Annotated in this window: 17 protein-coding genes, 1 pseudogene and 1 riboswitch; of the genes and pseudogenes, 10 read left to right on the plus strand and 8 right to left on the minus strand. The window is 62.8% G+C overall.

Annotated features, from left to right (window positions below; translation table 11 throughout):
• Positions 1-14 precede the first annotated feature (14 nt).
• Positions 15-401: a hypothetical protein gene (locus GGQ67_RS25610; protein WP_343056515.1), complete on the minus strand. Its 387-nt coding sequence runs from the start codon at positions 399-401 to the stop codon at positions 15-17.
• A gap of 16 nt (positions 402-417) precedes the next feature.
• Between GGQ67_RS25610 and GGQ67_RS14790 the strand changes: the two genes are divergently transcribed.
• The 5 genes from GGQ67_RS14790 to GGQ67_RS14810 all read left to right on the plus strand — a co-directional run bounded on the left by GGQ67_RS14790 (position 418) and on the right by GGQ67_RS14810 (position 7046).
• The gene (locus tag GGQ67_RS14790) at positions 418-2541 is read left to right on the plus strand and encodes a cellulose biosynthesis cyclic di-GMP-binding regulatory protein BcsB (RefSeq protein WP_343056516.1); all 2124 of its coding nucleotides are present in this window, start codon (positions 418-420) and stop codon (positions 2539-2541) included.
• Positions 2538-3590 (plus strand): family 8 glycosyl hydrolase, encoded by a 1053-nt coding sequence (locus tag GGQ67_RS14795; protein ID WP_183900908.1) that lies wholly within the window; start codon positions 2538-2540, stop codon positions 3588-3590. Before GGQ67_RS14790 ends, GGQ67_RS14795 begins: the two co-directional genes overlap by 4 nt.
• Positions 3587-5941 carry a PspC-like choline-binding domain-containing protein gene (locus GGQ67_RS14800; protein WP_183900989.1) on the plus strand — a complete coding sequence of 785 codons (2355 nt, stop codon included), beginning with the start codon at positions 3587-3589 and terminating at the stop codon, positions 5939-5941. The genes GGQ67_RS14795 and GGQ67_RS14800 overlap by 4 nt, the downstream gene beginning before the upstream one ends.
• Positions 5942-6071: 130 nt before the next feature.
• Positions 6072-6239 (plus strand): hypothetical protein, encoded by a 168-nt coding sequence (locus tag GGQ67_RS14805; protein WP_183900909.1) that lies wholly within the window; start codon positions 6072-6074, stop codon positions 6237-6239.
• Positions 6240-6377: 138 nt separating this feature from the next.
• On the plus strand, positions 6378-7046 hold the full coding sequence (locus GGQ67_RS14810) for an HAD-IA family hydrolase (protein WP_281393592.1): 669 nt from the start codon (positions 6378-6380) through the stop codon (positions 7044-7046).
• 72 nt (positions 7047-7118) lie between these two features.
• Here GGQ67_RS14810 and GGQ67_RS14815 read toward each other — a convergent pair whose 3' ends face one another.
• The 7 genes and pseudogenes from GGQ67_RS14815 to ribB all read right to left on the minus strand — a co-directional run bounded on the left by GGQ67_RS14815 (position 7119) and on the right by ribB (position 15004).
• Positions 7119-8447, minus strand: coding sequence for an ABC transporter substrate-binding protein (locus GGQ67_RS14815; protein ID WP_183900910.1), 1329 nt, complete (start codon positions 8445-8447; stop codon positions 7119-7121).
• A gap of 82 nt (positions 8448-8529) precedes the next feature.
• Positions 8530-9381, minus strand: a complete 852-nt coding sequence (locus GGQ67_RS14820) for a carbohydrate ABC transporter permease (protein ID WP_183900911.1) — start codon at positions 9379-9381, stop codon at positions 8530-8532.
• A complete protein-coding gene (locus tag GGQ67_RS14825; protein ID WP_183900912.1) occupies positions 9378-10313 on the minus strand; it encodes a carbohydrate ABC transporter permease in 936 nt (311 codons plus the stop codon). The genes GGQ67_RS14820 and GGQ67_RS14825 overlap by 4 nt, the downstream gene beginning before the upstream one ends.
• A pseudogene (locus GGQ67_RS25320) lies at positions 10306-11407 on the minus strand (ABC transporter ATP-binding protein). Before GGQ67_RS25320 ends, GGQ67_RS14825 begins: the two are co-directional and overlap by 8 nt.
• Before the next feature lie 245 nt (positions 11408-11652).
• Positions 11653-13164 (minus strand): arabinosylfuranosidase ArfA, encoded by a 1512-nt coding sequence (gene arfA / locus GGQ67_RS14835; RefSeq protein WP_183900913.1) that lies wholly within the window; start codon positions 13162-13164, stop codon positions 11653-11655.
• 107 nt (positions 13165-13271) lie between these two features.
• A complete protein-coding gene (locus tag GGQ67_RS14840) occupies positions 13272-14198 on the minus strand; it encodes an ArsR/SmtB family transcription factor (protein WP_183900914.1) in 927 nt (308 codons plus the stop codon).
• A gap of 179 nt (positions 14199-14377) precedes the next feature.
• Positions 14378-15004: a 3,4-dihydroxy-2-butanone-4-phosphate synthase gene (ribB, locus tag GGQ67_RS14845; protein WP_183900991.1), complete on the minus strand. Its 627-nt coding sequence runs from the start codon at positions 15002-15004 to the stop codon at positions 14378-14380.
• A gap of 110 nt (positions 15005-15114) precedes the next feature.
• Positions 15115-15258: riboswitch (FMN riboswitch) on the minus strand.
• Positions 15259-15487: 229 nt separating this feature from the next.
• On the opposite strand from ribB, the gene GGQ67_RS25510 reads away from it, so the two are divergent.
• The 5 genes from GGQ67_RS25510 (at position 15488) to kdpC (ending at position 20381) form a co-directional block, all read left to right on the plus strand.
• On the plus strand, positions 15488-15613 hold the full coding sequence (locus tag GGQ67_RS25510) for a hypothetical protein (RefSeq protein WP_281393594.1): 126 nt from the start codon (positions 15488-15490) through the stop codon (positions 15611-15613).
• A 16-nt stretch (positions 15614-15629) separates the two neighbouring features.
• Positions 15630-15719 carry a K(+)-transporting ATPase subunit F gene (locus GGQ67_RS14850; RefSeq protein WP_183900915.1) on the plus strand — a complete coding sequence of 30 codons (90 nt, stop codon included), beginning with the start codon at positions 15630-15632 and terminating at the stop codon, positions 15717-15719.
• Positions 15720-15750: 31 nt separating this feature from the next.
• A complete protein-coding gene (gene kdpA / locus GGQ67_RS14855; protein WP_183900916.1) occupies positions 15751-17454 on the plus strand; it encodes a potassium-transporting ATPase subunit KdpA in 1704 nt (567 codons plus the stop codon).
• Positions 17455-17663: 209 nt separating this feature from the next.
• Entirely contained in the window at positions 17664-19751 is a 2088-nt protein-coding gene (kdpB, locus tag GGQ67_RS14860) for a potassium-transporting ATPase subunit KdpB (protein WP_183900917.1), read from the plus strand.
• 60 nt (positions 19752-19811) lie between these two features.
• Positions 19812-20381: a potassium-transporting ATPase subunit KdpC gene (gene kdpC, locus GGQ67_RS14865; protein WP_183900918.1), complete on the plus strand. Its 570-nt coding sequence runs from the start codon at positions 19812-19814 to the stop codon at positions 20379-20381.
• The last annotated feature ends 19 nt before the right edge of the window (positions 20382-20400 follow it).

The raw sequence follows: 20400 nt of genomic DNA on the forward strand, positions 1-20400 counted from the left end.
GCCTCGGCCCTGGCTTACGCGCAGACGACGCCCTTCGACATGTCGGGCGAACGTCCGCCGGAAGCGGCGCCCGCCATTCCCCGCCTGACGCCGCCGGCGACACCGCCTACCTCGGCTGCGCCGTCGACCAGCGCCGCGCCACCTTCAGCGCCGGTCACGCCGCCCGCACCCGTGGCGCCGCCTGCGGCGATGCAGCCGATCCAGCCATTTGCCGTCACGCCGCCCGCGCCGGCGCCAGCGGCCGACCAGCCCGCGTCATCTTCGTCCCAGCAAAACGCGGCCCCAGCGGCGGCGCAGCCAGCACCTACGTCGGCACCCGCGCCGCAAAGGCCAGTGCCACCCGCCGAGGCATCCGTCGGTTCGGCGCCCGCGGCGGCTTCGCCCGCTTTGCCGCCCGGCACATCACGGCGCTATGTCGTGCCTTTCGCGAAGCTCGGGCTCGACGGCGAGTATGACCGCAGATCGTGGTCGGTCTATCTGACGCCGGAGCAGGCGGCAGCGCAGGCGACCTTCAACTTCAGCTACCAGAATGCGATCGTCGTCGCGCCCGAGAGCTCGCAGTTCGCGATCCTGATCAACAACAGGGTGATCGGACAGCAGCCGGTCGGCTCGCCGGATGGCTCGTCGACTGTCTCCTTCAGCGTGCCGCCGCGTCTGCTGCAACCGGGCGCCAACCTCCTGACGATCGAAGCGACACAACGCCATCGCACCGATTGCAGCGTGCAATCCACGTACGAGCTCTGGTCCGACATCGACCCGGCGCAGACCTATCTGACTTTCGTCGGCGAGGAGACCGCGAAATTCTCGAGCACGGACGCCATACGCGCGATCGGCGTCGATGGCGCGGGCCAGACGGCGTTCAATTTCGTCGTGCCGGCGCTGGAGCAGCCGGGGACCACCAAGCCGTTGCTCAGACTGGCGCAGGGCCTTTCGATCTTGAGCGGCATGCCGAACCAGACCGTGTCCTTCACCACGAATTCGTTGCCCGCGTCATCTCCGGGACGGATGACGGTCGTGGTCGGGACGCCGAGCGAACTGCAGCCGCTGTTTGCCGTACCCGTTGCCGCGCAGACGGCTCCGCTTGCGACCTTCGCGACCGACCCGCGCTCCGGCCAGACCGTGCTCTTGATAACCGGACCGTCCTGGCCGGCGATCTCCACCGCGATCGAGACGATCGTCTCGACCACAGATCGAGCCGTAACGGTTCGCCGCGATGCTCTGGCGACGCAGCGCTGGACCGCACCGGATGCACCACTGATCTTCTCCGACAGGACGATTGCCTTCTCCCAGCTGGGCGTGAAGTCGACGGAATTCTCTGGACGCCGCTTCCGCACGACCTTCAACATCGCCGTCCCGGCCGATTTCTACGCCAATGCCTATGGCGAGGCGACCGTGCTGCTCGATGCGGCCTATACGCAGAGCGTGCTGCCGGGCAGCCAGATCGATGTCTACGTCAATGGCAACATCGCATCGACCTTGCCGATCACCGCGAAAGGCGGCGGCATCTATCGTCATCTGCCTATTCGCGTGACGATGCGGCACTTCAAGCCCGGTCTGAACTCGGTATCGATCGAGACGATCTTGCGCACGGAAGAGGACAATGTGTGCGTGCCTGGAACCGCCGCGGGCGCGGGGCCGCGCTTCGCGCTTTTCGACACGAGCGAGTTTCGCATGCCGGATTTCGCCCGCGTCGGCCAGCGTCCGAACCTCGCGGCGCTCGCGGGAACCGGCTATCCCTACAGCCGCGCCGCCTCGCCCACCCCGCTCTTCATCGACCGCGTGGACGCCGACACGCTATCGGCCACCGCGACCCTGCTCGGCCAGATGGCTCTGATGGCCGGCCGGCCGCTCGATGTCGAACCGGCCGCCTCGCCGGGCGCGATCGGCGAACGCGACGCGATATTCATCGGCTCCATCTCGCAAATGCCGCAGGCAGTGCTGTCGCAGCTCAATATCGCGACCACGAGCCAGGCGACCTGGAGACCGCTGGCCGCCACACAGACGACGCCCAGCGAGACCAACGTGATGTTCGACGAGTGGCGCTCCAGGGTCAGCGGCGGTGTCTGGCAGGGCCAGATCACCTCGTTCCAGGAATGGCTGCGGCGCAATTTCGACATCTCGCTGAGTTCGTTGCAATTCGTGCCCGGCGCCGAAAAGGTATTCACGCCCTCCAACACCAACAGCTTCATGATCGCACAAGGCGCGAGCACTTCCGGCGACGCCACATGGACCGTTGTCACCGCTCCCTCCGCGAAGGATCTCAGGGAAGGCGCGAACGCCATGACGGCGCAGCAAAATTGGCCGCTGATCGCCGGGCACGTCACGACCTATTCCGCCGCCACGGGCAAGATCGACACGGTTCCCGTCACCCGGTTCGACTTCGTCAAGACCGAGACCTGGACGCTTGCCAACTACCGCCTGATCGCGGCGAACTGGCTGTCGACCAATGTCCTGTCCTATGCGGTTCTTCTCGTGGTCTTGTCGCTGCTGATCGGCGTTGCCACCGCGGGCATGCTGGGAAGACTGGGGCGGCGCGAATGAGGGGCTGGCTGACGATATTGGTCGCCGCGGCGATCGCATCGCTGCTCGGCTGGAGTCAGCCCGCATCCGCGCAGACCGCCAGGATCGACGCGGCCGCCTGGAGCGCCTACAAGGCCAAGTTCCTCGACCCCACCGGCCGGATCATAGACAACGCCAACGGCAATATCAGCCACAGCGAGGGACAGGGCTACGGGTTGTGGCTTGCCTATCTCGCCAACAACCAGGCCGATTTCGAGCAGATCTGGTATTTTACCCGTACCGAGTTGTTGCTGCGCGACGACGGCCTCGCCGTCTGGAAGTGGGACCCATCCGCCAAGCCGCACGTCACCGATGCCAACAATGCATCCGATGGCGACATGCTGATCGCCTATGCGCTGGCGCTGGCGGGATCGGCTTGGAAAAACAACGATTACATTGAAGCAGCCGCCAGGATAGCGAAGGCGCTTCTGGCCAACGCCGTCGTCAAATCGGGCGGACGCACGATCCTGCTCCCCGGCGTCGAGGGTTTCGACGCCCCCGGTCGCCAGGACGGGCCGGTCATCAATCCATCCTACTGGATTTACGAGGCCATTCCCATCATGGCCCTGCTTGCTCCATCCGACGCATGGAATGCTCTCACAGAGGACGGGCTGACATTGCTCCGCTCCATGCAGTTCGGGCCACGCAAGCTGCCGGCCGACTGGGTGAGCCTGCGCCGCCAGCCGCAGCCGGCCGAGGGGTTCGACGCCGAGTTCGGCTACAACGCCATCCGGATTCCGCTCTATCTCGCCAGGGCGGGAGTTTCGGACAAGGAAATGCTTTTACGATTGTCGTCTGGAATGACCGCCGGCGATGGAGCGCCGGCGACGATAGACTTGAAAACTGGCCAGCCGAAACAATCACTTGGCGACGCTGGTTATCGAATTGTTAACGATGTTGTGGCCTGTGTAGCACAAGGAACGAAGCTGCCCGCGTCGTCCCGGCAGTTCGCGCCATCGCTCTATTATCCGTCGACCCTTCAGCTTCTGGGGTTGGCGTTCGTCGCGGAGAAATATCCAGAGTGCCTTTGAAATCCTCGCTTGTCGCAGTGTCGGTCGCAGTCGTGGTGGCAGGTCTTGTCACCGCGCTGAAGGATCGCGCCGCCATTCAGGAGATGCTCGGCCTCGGTGAACCCACGGCGACGCCTCAGTTGATGCTGATGGGGCGGATCACCGGTCCCGACGGCCCGGTGAGGCAGCCGGCGACGGACATGCAGACGATCGCCGAGGAGATACAGGCAAAGGCAAGCGCCCAGGCCCCGTTTAATTCGCAGCCGCAGGCCGAAGCGATCTCGCCGCAGCCGGATGCGGTCGCCCAGGCGCAGCCGCAGCCGCCGGCCGTTCAGCGACCCGCCCCCACCGCTTCGAGCGCCCAACCGGCCGCGCCGAAGGTGGACGAGAGCGCGCTTCGCTATTTCGCGAGCCGCGGCGACAAGGCGCGACTGCAGGCAGAGATATCGCGACTTCAGGCGCTCTATCCGAACTGGGTCCCTCCGGCCGATCCGCTCGCCGTTCCCCAGAGCGGCGACAAGCAGCTCGAAGCGATGTGGCAGCTCTATTCCGAAGGCCGCTACGCCGAGCTTCGCAAGTCGATCGCCGACCGCCAGGGAGCGGAAGCCGGCTGGCAGCCGCCGGCCGACCTGCTCGACCGGCTGGACGTGGCGGAAGCGCGCGCGCGGCTCGTCAACGCCTCCGATCTGAAACAATATACGACCGTCGTGCAGATCGGCGCGGCGACGCCGAGCCTGCTCACCTGCGCCGACATCGACGTGCTCTGGCGGGTGGCCGAGGCCTTTGCCCGGACCGACCGCATGCCGCGCGCGCAGGATGCCTACGGCTACATTCTGAAAACCTGCACCAACCCGCAGGAGCGGCTGGCCACGGTACAGAAGGCGTCCGGTCTGCTGCCATATGCGCCGATGCAGGTCTTGCTCGGTCTGGAGCGGCCCGATGGAAATGGCGGACGCGAATTCGACAGCATCCGTAGCGACCTCGCCCGCAATTTCGTCGCTGCCGGCAATGCCAATCCCGACCTTGCCGTCTCGCCGAACTATCTGACGCTGGTGCAGCGGCTGGCCGAGACGCAGGGGCTGGCGTCGGACGATCTTCTGCTGGGCTGGTATCATCTTCGCCGCGAGAATTACGCCGAAGCGGAAAAGTGGTTCCGCGCCGGACGCGCGAAGGAGGATTCGGCCAGCGCATCGCAAGGGCTGGCGCTGACGCTGATCGCCGGGAAGAAGGAGCAGGAGGCGGAAGACGTCATGTACAAGTGGCGCGGCGACTCCAAGGATGCCACCGCCACCTATCTCGCCGCCACCGCCAACCTGATGGCGCTGCAGCCGCCGGCGAATATCGCCGAAAACGTGCTGAGCCGCATCGCAACCGAAATCATCGCGCAGAAATACGTTCCGACGGCACAGCAATTCGGCTGGTATGCGCGCTCTCTCAATCAGCCACAGACGGCGGCGCGCTGGTTTGAGACCGCGCTGCGCTGGAAGCCGGATGACGAACCGTCCGCCTACGGCCTGGTGATCACGCGCGAACAGCTGAACGACCGCCGTGGCGTCGCGGAAGTGCAGCGGCTCTGGGCCGGGCGCTCGGAGCGCATTGCCAGACTGGGCGAGACCTCGTCGCTGACGCCGCCGACGCAGGCGCCGCTTCCCGCGCCTGGTCAGGCACCGCAGCTTCAGCCGCAACAGTTGCAAACGCCACAGGCGCAGAGCTACCAACCTCAGGTGATCGCCGAGCCCGCTCCCGTGGTGGCCGTGGCTGCTCCGGCACAACGCCCCCTGCCAAGACAGGCGGACGTGGCCCGTTCGCCCATGCCGTCCGCTTCCGTTTCGCGCGGCGCCCGCCAGCCACGCGGCTGCTCGACCACGGTCGATGCGCGGCTGCTCGATCCTCAAAGCGCGCTCACCCGCGGCTGGTGCCTGATGGACCTGAACCGGCCGATGGAAGCAGTCGAAGCCTTCGAGGCCGCGCTCGCAAGCCCGATGCGCAAGGTCCGCGAAGACGCAGCCTACGGTCAAAGCCTCGCCTATCTGCGCGCCGGGCTGTCCAACAATGCCGCCGTCGCGGCGACCAAGGCGCCGCAGACCCGCCAGCGGGCGGCGGAACTGCAGGTTTCCATCCTCGCCGACCGGGCCCTAGCCGCCTTCTCCGCCAAGCGCTATCGCGAGACGCTCGTCTATCTCGATCAGCGCGCGCAATTGCAGCAGGAACGCATCGATCTGATGGTGCTCAGGGGCTACAGCTACCTGAACCTGCAGATGTATGGAGATGCCGAGCGCATATTCAATGCCGCCGCATCCGTCGGCAGCAAGGATGGATATCGTGGCCTCGCCGACCTGAAGGCCGCGACGCACCCCGAAGCAAAGCAATAGTCATCCAGAATCCGGTCGATGCGTCTGGCCCACCAGCGCAGTCAATCCTTGCCGAAACGCGCCCAAGCTGGCCGCTCTTGACGTTCTCATAAAAATAGAACATAACAAGAACAAATAGCGAGGTAAGCGTATGACCAGAACTGAGGAAGTCATAGCAAACGCACTGGCGGTCGTGGCCGAGTCGCGCGCTGAGCGAGAGCGCGATGCCGAACGACGACGCCGCGTCTTCGGCAAGATCGAAATCGGCCTGCCGCTCCCCAAGATCAAGGGCCAGCAGCTCAGCCTGGATCTCCACTGACCGGTTCTTGCGGGGCGGGGTGGACTGGTATTTTCTCATGTCAGGCGGTTTCAATAGCCGGGCGGATCGGTTATCCCGGCTGCCGAGAAAGAAGATGGGCGAGTGCGTTTGCCCGTCACAGATGAGAAAGCTCGTCCATTGCCGGATACCACGCCTTCCTGCTTCGACCGCCCCTACTCCGCCTTCCTTTTCGACATGGACGGCACGATCCTTAGCTCTCTTCTGGCCGCCGAGCGCGTTTGGGGCGCATGGGCCGCGCGGCAGGGGCTCGATGTCGAGGCTTTCCTGCCGACGATGCATGGCGCGCGCGGCGTCGATACCATCGCCAAGCTGAACTTGCCCGGCGTCGATCCGGTCGCCGAGGCCGCTGCCATCACCGAGGCGGAGATCAACGATGTGGAGGGTGTTTTCGCATTGCCAGGTGCCGCGGCATTCCTGGCCGCGCTGCCGAGCGACCGCTGGGCGATCGTCACCTCGTCGCCGCTTCGGCTCGCGCACAAGCGCCTGGAGGCGGCCGGCCTGCCGATACCGAAATTCATCGTGACCGCCGAGGACGTCGAGGTCGGCAAGCCCAATCCGCAATGCTACATCCTGGGCGCCGAACGCCTGGGCTTCAGCCCGAGCGAATGCCTGGTGTTCGAGGACGTGCAGGCAGGCATCCTGGCCGGAGAATCCGCCGGTTCCGATGTCCTGGTCATCACGGCGACACAGCACCACGATCTCGAGACCTCGCATCCGACGCTTCATTCCTACGAGGACGTCCGCGTTCGGATCTACGAGGACGGCAAGGTCGGCCTCGGCAAGTAATACACGGACTGAAAATGCCCGCCGCGAGACCTGCGGCGGGCATCTGCTCTTCGGCTCGGGAGAGAGTGAGCCTTAGATGTTGGCGAGCAAATCGTTGATGCGCGACTCCATGTCGGCAAGCGCCGCATCGATTTCCTTCTGACCGGTGATCGCGGCGCTCATCTCCTGGCCGATAATGTCCTGGATCGCGAACTGGCGCTGAACGGTCGGCGGCAGCGGGGTGCCGAGCGTCGCGATCGCCGAGATCGTGTCGCGGTGCGGCAGCGCCTTGAACTCCTTGGAATCGAGCACCGCCTTGACGGCCGGCAGATGGCCGGTGCGCGACCAGTCGAAATCGTTGTCGCGGAAGAACTTCAGGAACTTGCCGATGGCGGCGACCTCCTCCTCTGAGCGGTCCTTCTGCGACACCGCCCAGCTATGGCCGTCGGCATACTGCGCCTTCTTGCCCGGGAAGAGTTGCGGATACGGATAGACGGCATAGCCGCCCTTGTTGAGCGCCGTGCCCGCCGTCTCGGACGAGGCATTGTAGTCGCCGATCACCCAGGTGCCGTTCAGCTGCACGCCGCCGTCGCCGGCCAGGAACGCGTTGATGCTGGCGGCGTAGTCGAGGTCCTTGACCGTATCGCCGTTGTCGTAGATCGCCTTGTACATCTCGAGGACCTTCTTGGCCTCGGGCGTATTGATCTTCACCTGCTTCGGATCGGCGAAGAAGTTGGAATCCTGCTGGAAGAGGTAGGTGTAGAGGTTGCGCGTGTAGAGCGCGACTTCGTTGGCGAGGTTCTGGACGAAGTAGGGCTTGCCGGTCTTTTCGCGGAACTGCTTGGCTTGTGCCAGAAGCTCTTCCGGGCTGGTCGGCAGCTTGGGCGTGCCGTCGGCGTTGACCAGGTCGGCCTTTTTGAAGAGGTCCATGTTGATGTGGTAGAGCATGGTCCAGTTGTCGATCGGCAGGCCGTAGATCTTGCCTTCCTTCGTCACGCCGCCGAGGCTGGCTTCGGTGAAGTCGGTCGGCGCGACGCCTACGGACTTCAGCACGTCGTCGAGCGGCATGATCAGGCCCTTGCTCTGGTAGTCGGCAAGCACGGACTGGTGGATGGTGACGATGTCGGGCGGATCGCCCGCGGCGAACTGCGCGGTGAGCTGGTCGTAGCCCGGCCATTCGACCGTGGTCACGGTCACACGCACATCGGGATTGTCGGCGTTGAACTTGTTGATCAGGGAGGTGATGATACCGCACTCACCGACGGCCTTGCTGACATCGGTGTTGGTGCCCCAATCGGCATCGCAAGCCCCAAAGAAGCGCTGCACGGTAAGCTCCGTGGCGGCGAAGGCCGGCGTTGACGCGCCGGCAAGCGCGATCACCGACGCCGCCGCCAGCATGTATTTCCTCAATGTATGTGTCATGCCCTTCTCCTCCTCTTCGGGGCTTTGCCCCTTTGGCTGGCCTCCTCCCGGGAAGCCGGTTTCGACGTCACCGCTTCAAGCCTCAGCGCACGGCGGCGCCGGAGACCGCGGTCACGATGTATTTCTGGAAAAACAGGTAGAGAACGAGGATCGGCGCGCTGGCAAAGACGGCCTGCGACATCAAAAAGCCGAGGCCTTCGGACTGCGCGAAGTTGGTCTGTGTCGATGCGATGCCGACCGTCAGCGTATACATTTCCTTCTTCGTGCCCGAGATCAGCGGCCAGAAGTAATCGTTCCAGGCGCCGAGGAAGGTGAAGATGCCGAGCGTCGCCTGGGCTGGAACCGTCAATGGCAGGAGCACCTTCCAGAAGATCTTGAAGCGACTGGCATTGTCGAGCAGTGCCGCTTCGTCGAGCTCCTTGGGGATGGCGCGGAAATACTGGGTCATCAGGAACACGCCGAACGGCGCTGACAATCCGGGCAGGATCAGTCCCTGATAGGTGTTGTGGAACTTCAGCCAGCTGAACAACTGATGGCGGGCGATGAGCACCGCCTGCTCCGGAACCGCCAGCCCCAGGAGCACGATGATGAACAGCGTGTTGCGATAGGGAAAGTTCAGCCGCGCGAAGCCGTATCCGGCGAGCGACGACAACACCAGCGTGCCGATGGTAAGCCCGCCTGCGACGATCACGCTGTTCAGCACCCAGCGGAACACCGACGATGTCGCCAGGATATTGATATAGTTGCCGATCGTGTAGGGCGCGTTGAAGACGGAGTTCATATCCGCCATCAGCTCCTTGTTGTCCTTCAGCGACAGGCCGATCACCCACAGCACCGGCGCGAGCATGACCAGCGCGCAGAGGATCGCGAGGAAAAGGATCACGCGGTCGCCCAGCGAACGGCCGACCATATTGCCACCTGTCGCGAGACTCATACTTCTTCTCCCTTTCGGCGCGAAATGACGTACTGCGCCATGGCGGCGACGAGGATCAGCATGAAGAGGATTTCGGAGGCGGCAGCACCCAGCCCCAGATCCCATTTGGTGAAGGCCGCTTCGTAGATGTAGAAGACGATCGGCTTGGAGACGTTGTTCGGGCCGCCGTTGGTCATCAGCTTGGCCTGGCCGAAGAGCTGGAACTGCAGGACGATCTGGATGATCACGACCAGCGCGAAGGTGCGGCGGATGGACGGCAGCGTGATGTACCAGAGCGTGCGCCAGCGGCTGGCATTGTCGAGCGCCGCCGCTTCGTAGATATCGCCCGGAATCTGCTGCAGGGCGGAGAGGAACAGCATCATCGGCAGGCCGACGCACCACCAGATGGTGGCGATGGCTATGCCGATCATCGCCAGCTTTGGATCGGAAAGGAACGCCGGAGGCGTGGCGCCGAACCAGCCGTAGATGGTGGCGAGCAGGCCGAAATTGCCGATGAAGACGATGCGCCAGATCAGCGTGACGATGGTCACCGACAGAACCGACGACGAGAAGTAGATCGTGCGAAGGGCGGCCGCCGTGCGCGTCTTGCGGTTCAAGGCCAGCGCCAGCATCAGGCCGATGATGGCGAGCGCCGGGACGGTCAGGAGCACGAAGTAGAAGGTGTTGCCGATCGCCTGGATGAAGATCTTGTCGCGAAACAGCCTGAGATAGTTGTCGATCCCGACGAAACGGCCGACGCCAAAGGCATCCGCCTTGTGCAGGCTCAGCCAGATGCCCCAGAAGAGCGGCACGATGAGCAGCGTCACGAAGAAGAACAGATAGGGCAGAACGAAGATCGCGTTGCGCCAGAGCGGGGCGTTGATGTTCTGCACCTTCAGGCGGGCGGAAGCCTTGGCGAGCGTGCGGGTGGCTGACAGCGTCGTCTCAGCCATGGCCCGGCTCCTCATTGTGCCAGGCGCGGCCGTCGTCGTTGAATAGATGCGTTCTGCCGCCGTCTAGCGTCAGCCCGACTTCGTCGCCGATCGCGACACGGCTGTTGCCGATATCCTCGGCGACGATGACGCTGCCATCCGTGAGTCTGGTATAGAGCAGCGTGCGATCGCCCAGGCGTTCGAGCACATCGACCTTGCCCCTGGTGGTGGCGGGAACGCCGTTGGCGATCTTAACCGCCTCGGCGCGAATGCCGAGCCGCATGGTTGCCGCCACCGAGACCGGCGGCGCGGATGGCGGTCTTGAGCTGCGTGCCATCAGGCAATTTGGCGCTGATGAAGCCGTTCTCTTCCGCTATGCCGACATCGAGAAAGTTCATCGTCGGCGAACCGACGAAAGTCGCGACGAAGCGGCTGGCCGGGCGGGAGTAGATCTCCATCGGCGTGCCGATCTGCTCGATCTTGCGGTTGTTCATGACGACGATGCGATCGGCCAGCGTCATCGCCTCGATCTGGTCGTGGGTCACGAAGATCATCGTCGACTTCACGCGGTTGCGAAGCTGCGCCAGTTCGACGCGTGTGCGGACGCGCAACGCCGCATCGAGGTTGGACAAAGGCTCGTCGAACAGGAATGCCTTGGGTTCCTTGACGATGGCGCGGCCGATGGCGACGCGCTGGCGCTGGCCGCCGGAGAGCTGGCCAGGCTTACGTTCCAGGAGATGACCGATCTCGAGCATACGGGCGGCTTCGGCCACGCGCGCCGTGATCACATCCGATGGAACCGCGATGTTGCGCAGCCCGAAGGCCATGTTGTCGGCGACCGTCATGTGCGGATAGAGCGCGTAGCTCTGGAACACCATGGCGATATCGCGCTGGCCGGGTGGCAGCGTATCGATGCGCTCGCCGTTGATCGAGATCGTGCCGTCGTCGACACTCTCAAGCCCGGCGATCATCCTCAGAAGCGTGGATTTCCCGCAGCCGGAGGGGCCGAGGAAGACCATGAACTCGTTGGCCTTGATCGACAGCGACAAGCCGTCGAGCACGGTCATCGAACCGTAGCGCTTGCTGACATTGCTGATTTCGATATTGGCCGTCATCCGGCTGCTCCCGTGATGCAGTCGGAATCCGAAAATCCGATATGAACACATGGTTGGCACGAAACGGCTCGAATGGCGCCTGCCTCGACGAGCAGGCCGCCCTTCGTCCATGATGGTGCCAAAACAGAAGCGGTAGCTCCCATCTTTTCCTCCCAGTGGCACGTCAAATCTGGTGCGTCGACGTTAAATCATACAACTTCGATGTCAACATATCTTCGATATGTATCAGATATCGTGATTTATAATCAGGCCTGCAGCCGGATCACGCGGTAGGACAGCGGCGCGATCTTCGCCGTCAGCTTGCCATCGGCGAATGCGGAGCCGCTGGCCTTCACCGGAACGACATTGTCCGGCTTTTCGGCCGTGTTGGTGATGGCGAGATCCGAATGGGCAATGACCTGATCGTCGATGACCTTGAGGTTGCCGAATTCAAGCAGGCTGACGTCGAGATCGAGCGCTTCCGTGCCGTGACGGTTGACGATGAAGAAGGTAACGACGCCGGCGCCCTTGTCGTGGACGGCCGAGACGTCGAGATAGGGAACGCTGCCGACGTCGTCGACCTCGTAGGTCGGGCTGTCGACCATCAACTTCAGGGCCGTGCCGCGGCCATAGACCGAGGCGAAGTAGTAGGGATAGAAGATCGTCTGGCGCCATGCGGCGCCACCCGGCGTCGTCATGATCGGCGCGATGACGTTGACCAGCTGCGCCAGGCAGGCGATCTTCACGACATCGGCGCGGTTGATGAAGGTGTTCAGGATGCAGCCGACCTGCAGCACGTCCTCGAAATTATAGTCGTCCTCGAGCAGCGCCGGGGCGTGCGGCCAGCCATTGGCGCCCGCGAGCGTCGCCTTGTCGCGCTCCTTGGAGTGGTACCAGACGTTCCACTCGTCGAAGGAGATGTAGACGTCCTTGGTCGAGCGCTTCTTCGCCTTGATATAGTCGATGACGCCGGCAACCGTGCCGATGTAGTTGTCGAGTTCGATGCTGCGGGCGAGATAGTTCGCCGTGTTCTTGGCGCGGTTCTCGAAATACATGTGCAGCGAGATGTATTCGACCTCGTTATAGGTGTGATCGAGAACGGTCGCCTCCCATTCCGGATAGGTCGGCATGTGGGCGTTGGACGAGCCGCAGACGACGAGTTCGAGCGAGCTGTCGAAAGCGCGCATCGCCTTGGCGGTTTCATGCGCCAGCCGGCCATACTCGTCGGCGGTCTTGTGACCGATCTGCCAGGGGCCGTCCATCTCGTTGCCGAGGCACCAGAGCTTGACGTCCCAGGGCTCGGAGCGGCCATTGGCGATGCGCTTGTCGCTCCAATCGCTGCCGCCGGGATGATTGACATATTCGAGAAAGTTGCGGGCTTCATCGAGGCCGCGCGAGCCGAGATTGACGGCCAGCATCATCTCGGTCTTGGCCGAGACGCACCAGTCGGCGAATTCGTGCATGCCGACCTGGTTGCTTTCGGAGGTGTGCCAGGCAAGATCGAGGCGCGTCGGGCGGCTTTCCTTCGGGCCGATGCCGTCTTCCCAATTATAGGCCGACACGAAGTTGCCGCCGGGATAACGCACGATCGGAACGTTGAGCTCCTTGACGAGATCGATCACGTCCCTGCGCATGCCGTTTTCGTCGGCGGTCTGATGATCGGGTTCGTAAATACCGGTATAGACGGCACGGCCGAGGTGCTCGATGAACGAGCCATACAGGCGCGGATCGATGTCCGAGATCGTGTATTTGCTGTGCGCGATAACCGCAGCCTTCATGATATCCTCCACCATATCATTTTTTGTGATCTATATCACAATTTACGATGAATAAAGCGGAAGCCTCGGCCGGGGTCAAGGGCAAAGTTCAGGAAATCGGGTACAGTCTAGCGTGTTCTGATACGCAGCAGGATGTCCTGGTCGTAATTGCCGAAACCGCGGCCGAAAATGTTGATGCCGCCAGGGTGCTTGGCGTCGTCGCGAACGCCGATGCGCAAGCGAATCGAGTGGTGCTCGTCGAGCTTCAGATCAGAAAGCGCCACGTCGGAAATGCGCAACCCATCGACGAAGGCGCCCTCCTCGTTGATACGGAAGCTCTTCAGCTTGCCGTATTGCGAGCCCTTCAATTTCCACCAATCCGGCGTGAAAGCCCCACGTTTGTCGCCGAAATCGCCCGGAGACGTCCAGGTGCCGATGTCGATGCCATTGACCGTGAGCGTGATATCGGAGGGCCAATCGGCACTGGTGCCGGGCACTTCGGAGCTCAATTCCATGACGAACTCGATCTCGCGGATGCGGGTATTGGTCAGTCTGGCATTGTTGGGAAACTGGTATTCGACATGCCCGCGCGTGAACCAGATCAGCGCCGTCTTCATGCGGTCCGGATCGAGGAAAGTATTGGGCACGTCGAGCAGGCCGATGATGCCATCCACCGAACAGAGGCCGCAGGGCGCGGTCACATCATAGCTGGTATAGAGACCCAGCGGCATCGCCACCTCGATCGCATCCGGTTCGGTTTCCTTGATTTCATTCTTGAAGACGACGAGGATCTCGTCATAGACGCTGTGACAGACCTTCTGGTTGCCCTTTCGCGCCTTCTGCGTCTCGGTGCGGATCAGCCCCGCCTCCTCCAGCATCTGCACGTTGGTCGAGACGCTGGACTGCGGCAAATCAAGAATATCAGCGATTTCGTTGACGTTGAGAGGGCCTTTTTCGTGCAGGAGCTTCAACACGGAAACCCTTGCCGGCGAAGCCAGCCCCTTCAGGATGGGCATGCCTTCCTCGGGATCGACGACAAGAAAGTTGCGGCTCATGGGCTTCCGATCGCACGTAGGTAAGAGAATAAAGACCTACGTTACATATCAGCATTCTCGATAGATTCAATCGGGACGGCAGCGTCGTGTTACGTTTTCGTGACAAGCTGACGACATTCACCTCGCTCGCATGACGAGCGAGGTGAATGCATAGGAGCGGCGTTGAACTCCGCCGTATGTTATGCGGCCTTGACCGGAGCCTCGCCTCGTCTGTAGGCGATCAGATCCTCGATGGTGATCAGGTGCAGGCCATGGCGCTCGGCGAAACGCTCGAGCTCCGGCAGACGGGCCATCGTGCCGTCGTCGTTCGCGACCTCGCAGATCACGCCGGAGGCCGGCAACCCCGCCAGTCTGGCGAGATCGACGGCCGCTTCCGTATGCCCGGGGCGCGACAGGACCCCATCGGGATGGGCGCGAAGGGGAAAGATGTGGCCCGGCCGCGCGAAATCGTCCGGCCGCGCATTCGAGCCCACCAGCGCGCGAACGGTGGCGGCGCGGTCGGCGGCGGAAATGCCGGTGGTCGTTTCGGGGATGTAGTCGACCGAGACGGTGAACGCTGTCTTCAGCATTTCGGTGTTGCGCGGAACCATCAGCGGGATGTCGAGCTCGTCGAGACGCTCGCCCTCCATCGCGACGCAAATCAGCCCGCGAGCGTGGTTCATCATGAATGCGATCGCCTGCGGCGTCACCTTCTCGGAGGCGATCACGAGGTCGCCTTCGTTTTCGCGGTCGCGATCATCGACGACCACGACGATTTCGCCGCGCGACATCGCGGCAACCGCATCTTCAATCCTGGAAATAGTCAACGTCATGCCTTTCAAGGGTTAGCCGCTTGCGCGGCGTACATGGCCGTAAGGCCACAATCATCCCTTGGGCGAACAAGCATGGAGACGCCGCACGGATGCGACGTTCGCTGCATTGCTCTCTTCCATCCGGACTATACCGTCGGCTCCGGCATCTCACCGGATCTGCTGACCCTTCGTTTCACCGAAGGCGCTCGCGGGCTCCGAGTTTCCTCGATACCGCCGGTGGGGAATTGCACCCCGCCCTGAGAACGAAGCGACCATAAGCAAATAGAGGCACATTCCGCAAGTGCTGGGACGATCCAAACCGGGAGCGCTGACCGAACGCAGTGTTCAATCATTTGTGGCCGCCATGGCTCGGATGGATGCCTGAAATCTTTATAGCTTTTTTATTTGGGACGCCGGGCGTCCGTCTCGACCCTTTATGCGGATCGGCAGCATAAATCTCGTGCGGACCAAGATCGTCCGCCGGTTGCAGGCATCTCGATGGCCCCACCGCTTCGAAACATCTGGAAGGAAATGCGACCGATGATGGACATCGTTCTGATCGGCACCGCCGTGATTTTTTTCGCGCTCTGCTTTGCCTACGTCAAGGCATGCGACGCGCTCTGAACCGAGGCCATACGCCATGATTTTTGACTACGTGCTCAGTGGTGCGGTGACGGTGCTCCTCGCCGTCTACCTCACCTACGCCCTCATTCGCCCCGAGCGCTTCTGACCGTCGCCGCTCGTATTGAAAGTTTCGTCTCATGACCCTCATTGGATGGTTACAGATTCTGCTGTTTTGCGGAATCCTTGTCGTGCTCGTCAAACCGCTGGGTGGCTATATGACCCGCGTGTTCGGCGGCGAGCGCACCCTGCTTTCCCCCGTTCTCGTTCCGATCGAACGCGCACTTTACCGCATCGCCGGCACCGGCGAGCGCGAGGACCAGCACTGGACGTCGTATACGCTCGCGATGCTGACGTTCAATCTGCTCGGCGTCCTCGTGCTCTATCTGCTGCTGCGTTTACAAGGCATGCTGCCCCTTAATCCGGCGGGTATGACAGCGGTCGGGCCCGAGCTCTCCTTCAACACCGCCACCAGCTTCGTCGCCAATACCAACTGGCAGAACTACGGCGGCGAAAGCACCATGTCCTATCTCACGCAGATGATGGGCCTGACGGTGCAGAACTTCGTCTCGGCGGCAACGGGGATGGCGATCGCGATGGCGTTGATCCGCGCGTTCGCGCGCGCGTCCGGCAAGGCAATCGGCAATTTCTGGATCGATATGACCCGCGCCACGCTCTATGTGCTGTTGCCCATCTGCATCTTGTTGACGCTGGTATATGTCTATCTCGGCGTCCCCCAGACGCTTGGTCCCTATGTCAACGCGACCACGCTCGAAGGCGCGCAACAGACGATCGCAGTCGGGCCGGTGGCTTCACAGCTCGCCATCAAGATGCTTGGCACGAATGGTGGCGGCTTCTTCAACGCCAACTCCGCGCACCCGTTCGAAAACCCCGACAATTATTCGAACATGCTGCAGATGCTGTCGATCTTCGCGATCGGCGCGGCCTTCACCAACGTCTTCGGGCGCATGGTCGGCAACCAGCGTCAGGGCTGGGCGATCCTTGCCGCCATGGGTGTGCTCTTCATCATCGGCGTCGGCGTGACCTACTGGGCGGAAGCGGCCGGCAACCCGCTGATGCAGGCCTTCGGCCTTGGCGGCGGCAACATGGAAGGCAAGGAAGTGCGTTTCGGCATCGTCATGTCGTCGCTCTTCGCCGTCATCACCACCGCGGCATCCTGCGGCGCGGTCAATGCGATGCATGGCAGCTTCACGGCACTTGGCGGCCTCATTCCGCTGATCAACATGCAGCTTGGCGAGGTCATCGTCGGCGGTGTCGGCGCGGGCTTCTACGGCATCGTTCTGTTCATCATCGTCGCCGTCTTCGTGGCGGGCCTGATGGTCGGCCGCACGCCGGAATATCTCGGCAAGAAGATCGAGGCGAAGGAAATGAAGATGGCCGTGCTCGCCATCCTCTGCCTGCCGCTCGCCATGCTGGTGTTCACCGCGATCGCAAGCGTGCTTCCCTCCGCCGTCGCATCGGTGGGAACGGCGGGGCCGCACGGGTTCTCCGAGATCCTATACGCCTACACGTCGGCCGCCGCCAATAACGGCTCGGCTTTCGGCGGCCTCACCGGCAACACGCCCTGGTACAACATCACGCTCGGGCTGGGCATGCTTATGGGACGCTTCCTGGTCATCATCCCGGCTCTCGCAATCGCCGGATCGCTGATCGCCAAGAAGACCGTGCCGGCATCGGCAGGAACATTTCCGACCGACGGCCCGCTCTTCGTCGGCATGCTGGTCGGCACCATCGTCATCGTCGGCGGCCTGACCTTCCTCCCGGCCCTGGCGCTCGGCCCCGTCGTCGAACACCTCGCCATGGTCGCCGGGCAAACCTTCTAGGTGGGATCATGATCCTCCGTCACATCAGACGAAACCAGACAGCACGCCCCAGGAGATCGGGGCGTGAGCGCCAGACGCAGGCGAGAGGCACGGACATCATCGTCGCCATGATGGCTGTCCTGCTCGTTCTCGCCTGTGCCTTCAAAATTCTAATCGGCTGATCGGACAGGTCCGATCCCCTCGTTTCCTTTCGAAAGCTGGAGTCTCTTATGTGCCAGGCAAAATCCGCGAGCATCCTGGATACTCGCATTCTCATTCCCGCCGTGGGTGCTGCCTTCAAAAAGCTGGACCCGCGCACGCTCGCCCGCAACCCCGTCATGTTCGTCGTCGCCACGGTTTCCGTTCTGACGACCGTGCTCTTCCTTCGCGATCTGGTCTCGGGCGGCGGCGATCTCGGTTTCTCCTTCCAGGTCAATCTGTGGCTCTGGTTCACCGTGATCTTCGCCAACTTCGCCGAGGCCGTCGCCGAAGGACGCGGCAAGGCGCAGGCGGAATCGCTCAGGAAATCCCGCACCGAAACCCAGGCCAAGCTTCTGACCGGCGAGAACAGGACCAGCTACAGGACAGTCCCGGGCACAAGCCTGAAGGTCGGCGATGTCGTACTGGTCGAAGCCGGCGATATCATCCCCTCCGATGGTGAAGTGATCGAGGGGATCGCTTCCGTCAACGAGGCCGCCATCAGCGGCGAATCCGCGCCCGTCATTCGCGAATCCGGCGGCGACCGCTCGGCTGTGACCGGCGGCACGCAGGTGCTCTCCGACGAGATCCGCGTGCGCATCACGGCCGCCGCCGGCTCGACCTTCATCGACCGGATGATCGCGCTGGTCGAAGGCGCGGAACGGCAGAAGACACCAAACGAGATCGCGCTCAACATCCTGCTTGCAGGCATGACACTGATCTTCGTGCTTGCCACCGCGACCATCCCGAGCTTCGCGGCCTATGCTGGCGGCTCGATCCCGATCATCGTGCTCGTCGCCCTGTTCGTGACGCTGATCCCGACAACGATCGGCGCGCTTCTTTCCGCAATCGGCATCGCCGGCATGGACCGGTTGGTCCGTTTCAACGTGCTCGCGATGTCGGGCCGGGCCGTGGAGGCCGCCGGCGATATCGACACGCTGCTGCTCGACAAGACGGGCACGATCACCCTCGGCAACCGCCAGGCAACCGCGTTCCACCCCGTGCGTGGCGTCAGCGAGCAGGAGTTTGCCGATGCCGCGCAGCTGGCCTCGCTTGCAGACGAAACCCCGGAAGGCCGCTCGATCGTCGTCCTCGCCAAGGAAAAATACGCCATCCGTGGCCGCGACATGAGCAATCTGAAGGCAACCTTCGTGCCGTTCACCGCGCAGACCCGCATGAGTGGTGTGGATATCGAGGGGTCGTCCATCCGCAAGGGTGCCGTCGATTCGATGCTGGCCTATGTGAATGGCGCTCCCGCGATTGCCACCGGCAATGCCGCCGTCGCGCTGCACGTCAACAACGACACCGCCCGCGAGCTCCAGTCGATCGCCGACGAGGTGGCCAAGAGCGGCGGCACCCCGCTCGCGGTCGCCCGCGACGGGAAGCTGCTCGGCGTGGTGCAGCTCAAGGACATCGTAAAAGGCGGCATTCGCGAGCGGTTCGCCGAGCTGCGGCGCATGGGTATCCGCACCATCATGATCACCGGCGACAACCCGCTGACCGCCGCAGCCATCGCCGCAGAAGCCGGCGTCGACGACTTCCTGGCGCAGGCAACGCCTGAGATGAAGCTGGCGCTGATGCGCGAGGAACAGGCGAAGGGCAAGCTTGTCGCGATGTGCGGCGACGGCACCAACGACGCCCCGGCGCTCGCCCAGGCCGATGTCGGCGTCGCCATGAACACCGGCACCGTCGCAGCCCGCGAAGCCGGCAACATGGTCGATCTCGACAGCGATCCGACGAAGCTGATCGAGATCGTGGAGATCGGCAAGCAATTGCTGATGACCCGCGGCGCGCTCACCACCTTCTCGATCGCCAACGATATCGCCAAGTATTTCGCGATCATCCCGGCGATGTTCCTGACGTTCTATCCGCAGCTCGGCGTCCTGAACATCATGGGCCTGTCGACCCCGCAAAGCGCCATCCTGTCGGCGATCATCTTCAACGCGCTGATCATCATCGCGCTGATCCCTCTGTCTCTGAAGGGCGTGCGCTATCGGCCGATCGGTGCCGGTGCGCTGCTGTCGCGAAATCTGCTGATCTACGGCGTCGGCGGCATCATCGTACCCTTCATCGGCATCAAGGCGATCGACATGATCGTCGCGTCTCTCGGCCTTGCATGATTTCAGGGCTGGACGCGAGGCGCCCGGCCCACGCCCTCATTCGAATTCCAGGAGTTCACCATGTTGAAACAGCTTCGCCCAGCCATCGTAATGATCGTTGCAACCACGGCAATCACCGGCCTTGCCTATCCGCTTGCCATGACCGGCGCGGCCCAGGCGCTTTTCCCGAAACAGGCCAATGGCAGCCTGATCGAGAAAAACGGCACGGTTGTCGGGTCGGCCCTGATCGGTCAAGCCTTTACCGGCGACACTTATTTTCACGGACGCCCGTCGGCCGCCGGCGACGGCTACAATGCGAGCGCCTCCAGCGGCTCCAACCTCGGCCCGACCAGCCAGAAGCTGATCGATCGCGTCAAGGCAGATTACGAGGCCGCCAAGGCGACCAACCCGAACGCGGACGTTCCGGTCGATCTGGTCACGGCATCCGGCAGCGGACTTGATCCGGATATCTCACCGGAAGCCGCCTATTTTCAGGTCCCACGCGTCGCCAAGGCACGCAATCTAGACGAGGTCAAGGTCAAGGGTCTCGTCGATGCCGCTATCGAGGGCCGGGAACTGGGACTGCTTGGGGAGCCGAAGGTCAATGTTCTCCAATTAAACCTAAGGCTTGATGCTTCTGTGATTGATTGAAAGTCCCCGCGGCGGCCCC

Origin of the sequence: Rhizobium metallidurans, assembly GCF_014196505.1 — a bacterium.
In the GTDB taxonomy this organism is placed as follows: Bacteria; Pseudomonadota; Alphaproteobacteria; order Rhizobiales; family Rhizobiaceae; genus Rhizobium; species Rhizobium metallidurans.

Excerpts from the sequence above, each read along its gene's own strand:
- GGQ67_RS14795 (WP_183900908.1), top strand. The coding sequence starts at position 2,538 with ATGAGGGGCTGGCTGACGATATTGGTCGCCGCGGCGATCGCATCGCTG.
- GGQ67_RS14805 (WP_183900909.1), top strand. The coding sequence starts at position 6,072 with ATGACCAGAACTGAGGAAGTCATAGCAAACGCACTGGCGGTCGTGGCC.
- GGQ67_RS14815 (WP_183900910.1), bottom strand. The coding sequence starts at position 8,447 with ATGACACATACATTGAGGAAATACATGCTGGCGGCGGCGTCGGTGATC.
- GGQ67_RS14820 (WP_183900911.1), bottom strand. The coding sequence starts at position 9,381 with ATGAGTCTCGCGACAGGTGGCAATATGGTCGGCCGTTCGCTGGGCGAC.
- GGQ67_RS14825 (WP_183900912.1), bottom strand. The coding sequence starts at position 10,313 with ATGGCTGAGACGACGCTGTCAGCCACCCGCACGCTCGCCAAGGCTTCC.
- arfA (WP_183900913.1), bottom strand. The coding sequence starts at position 13,164 with ATGAAGGCTGCGGTTATCGCGCACAGCAAATACACGATCTCGGACATC.
- GGQ67_RS14840 (WP_183900914.1), bottom strand. The coding sequence starts at position 14,198 with ATGAGCCGCAACTTTCTTGTCGTCGATCCCGAGGAAGGCATGCCCATC.
- GGQ67_RS25510 (WP_281393594.1), top strand. The coding sequence starts at position 15,488 with ATGGCCCCACCGCTTCGAAACATCTGGAAGGAAATGCGACCGATGATG.
- GGQ67_RS14850 (WP_183900915.1), top strand. The coding sequence starts at position 15,630 with ATGATTTTTGACTACGTGCTCAGTGGTGCGGTGACGGTGCTCCTCGCC.
- kdpA (WP_183900916.1), top strand. The coding sequence starts at position 15,751 with ATGACCCTCATTGGATGGTTACAGATTCTGCTGTTTTGCGGAATCCTT.
- kdpB (WP_183900917.1), top strand. The coding sequence starts at position 17,664 with ATGTGCCAGGCAAAATCCGCGAGCATCCTGGATACTCGCATTCTCATT.
- kdpC (WP_183900918.1), top strand. The coding sequence starts at position 19,812 with ATGTTGAAACAGCTTCGCCCAGCCATCGTAATGATCGTTGCAACCACG.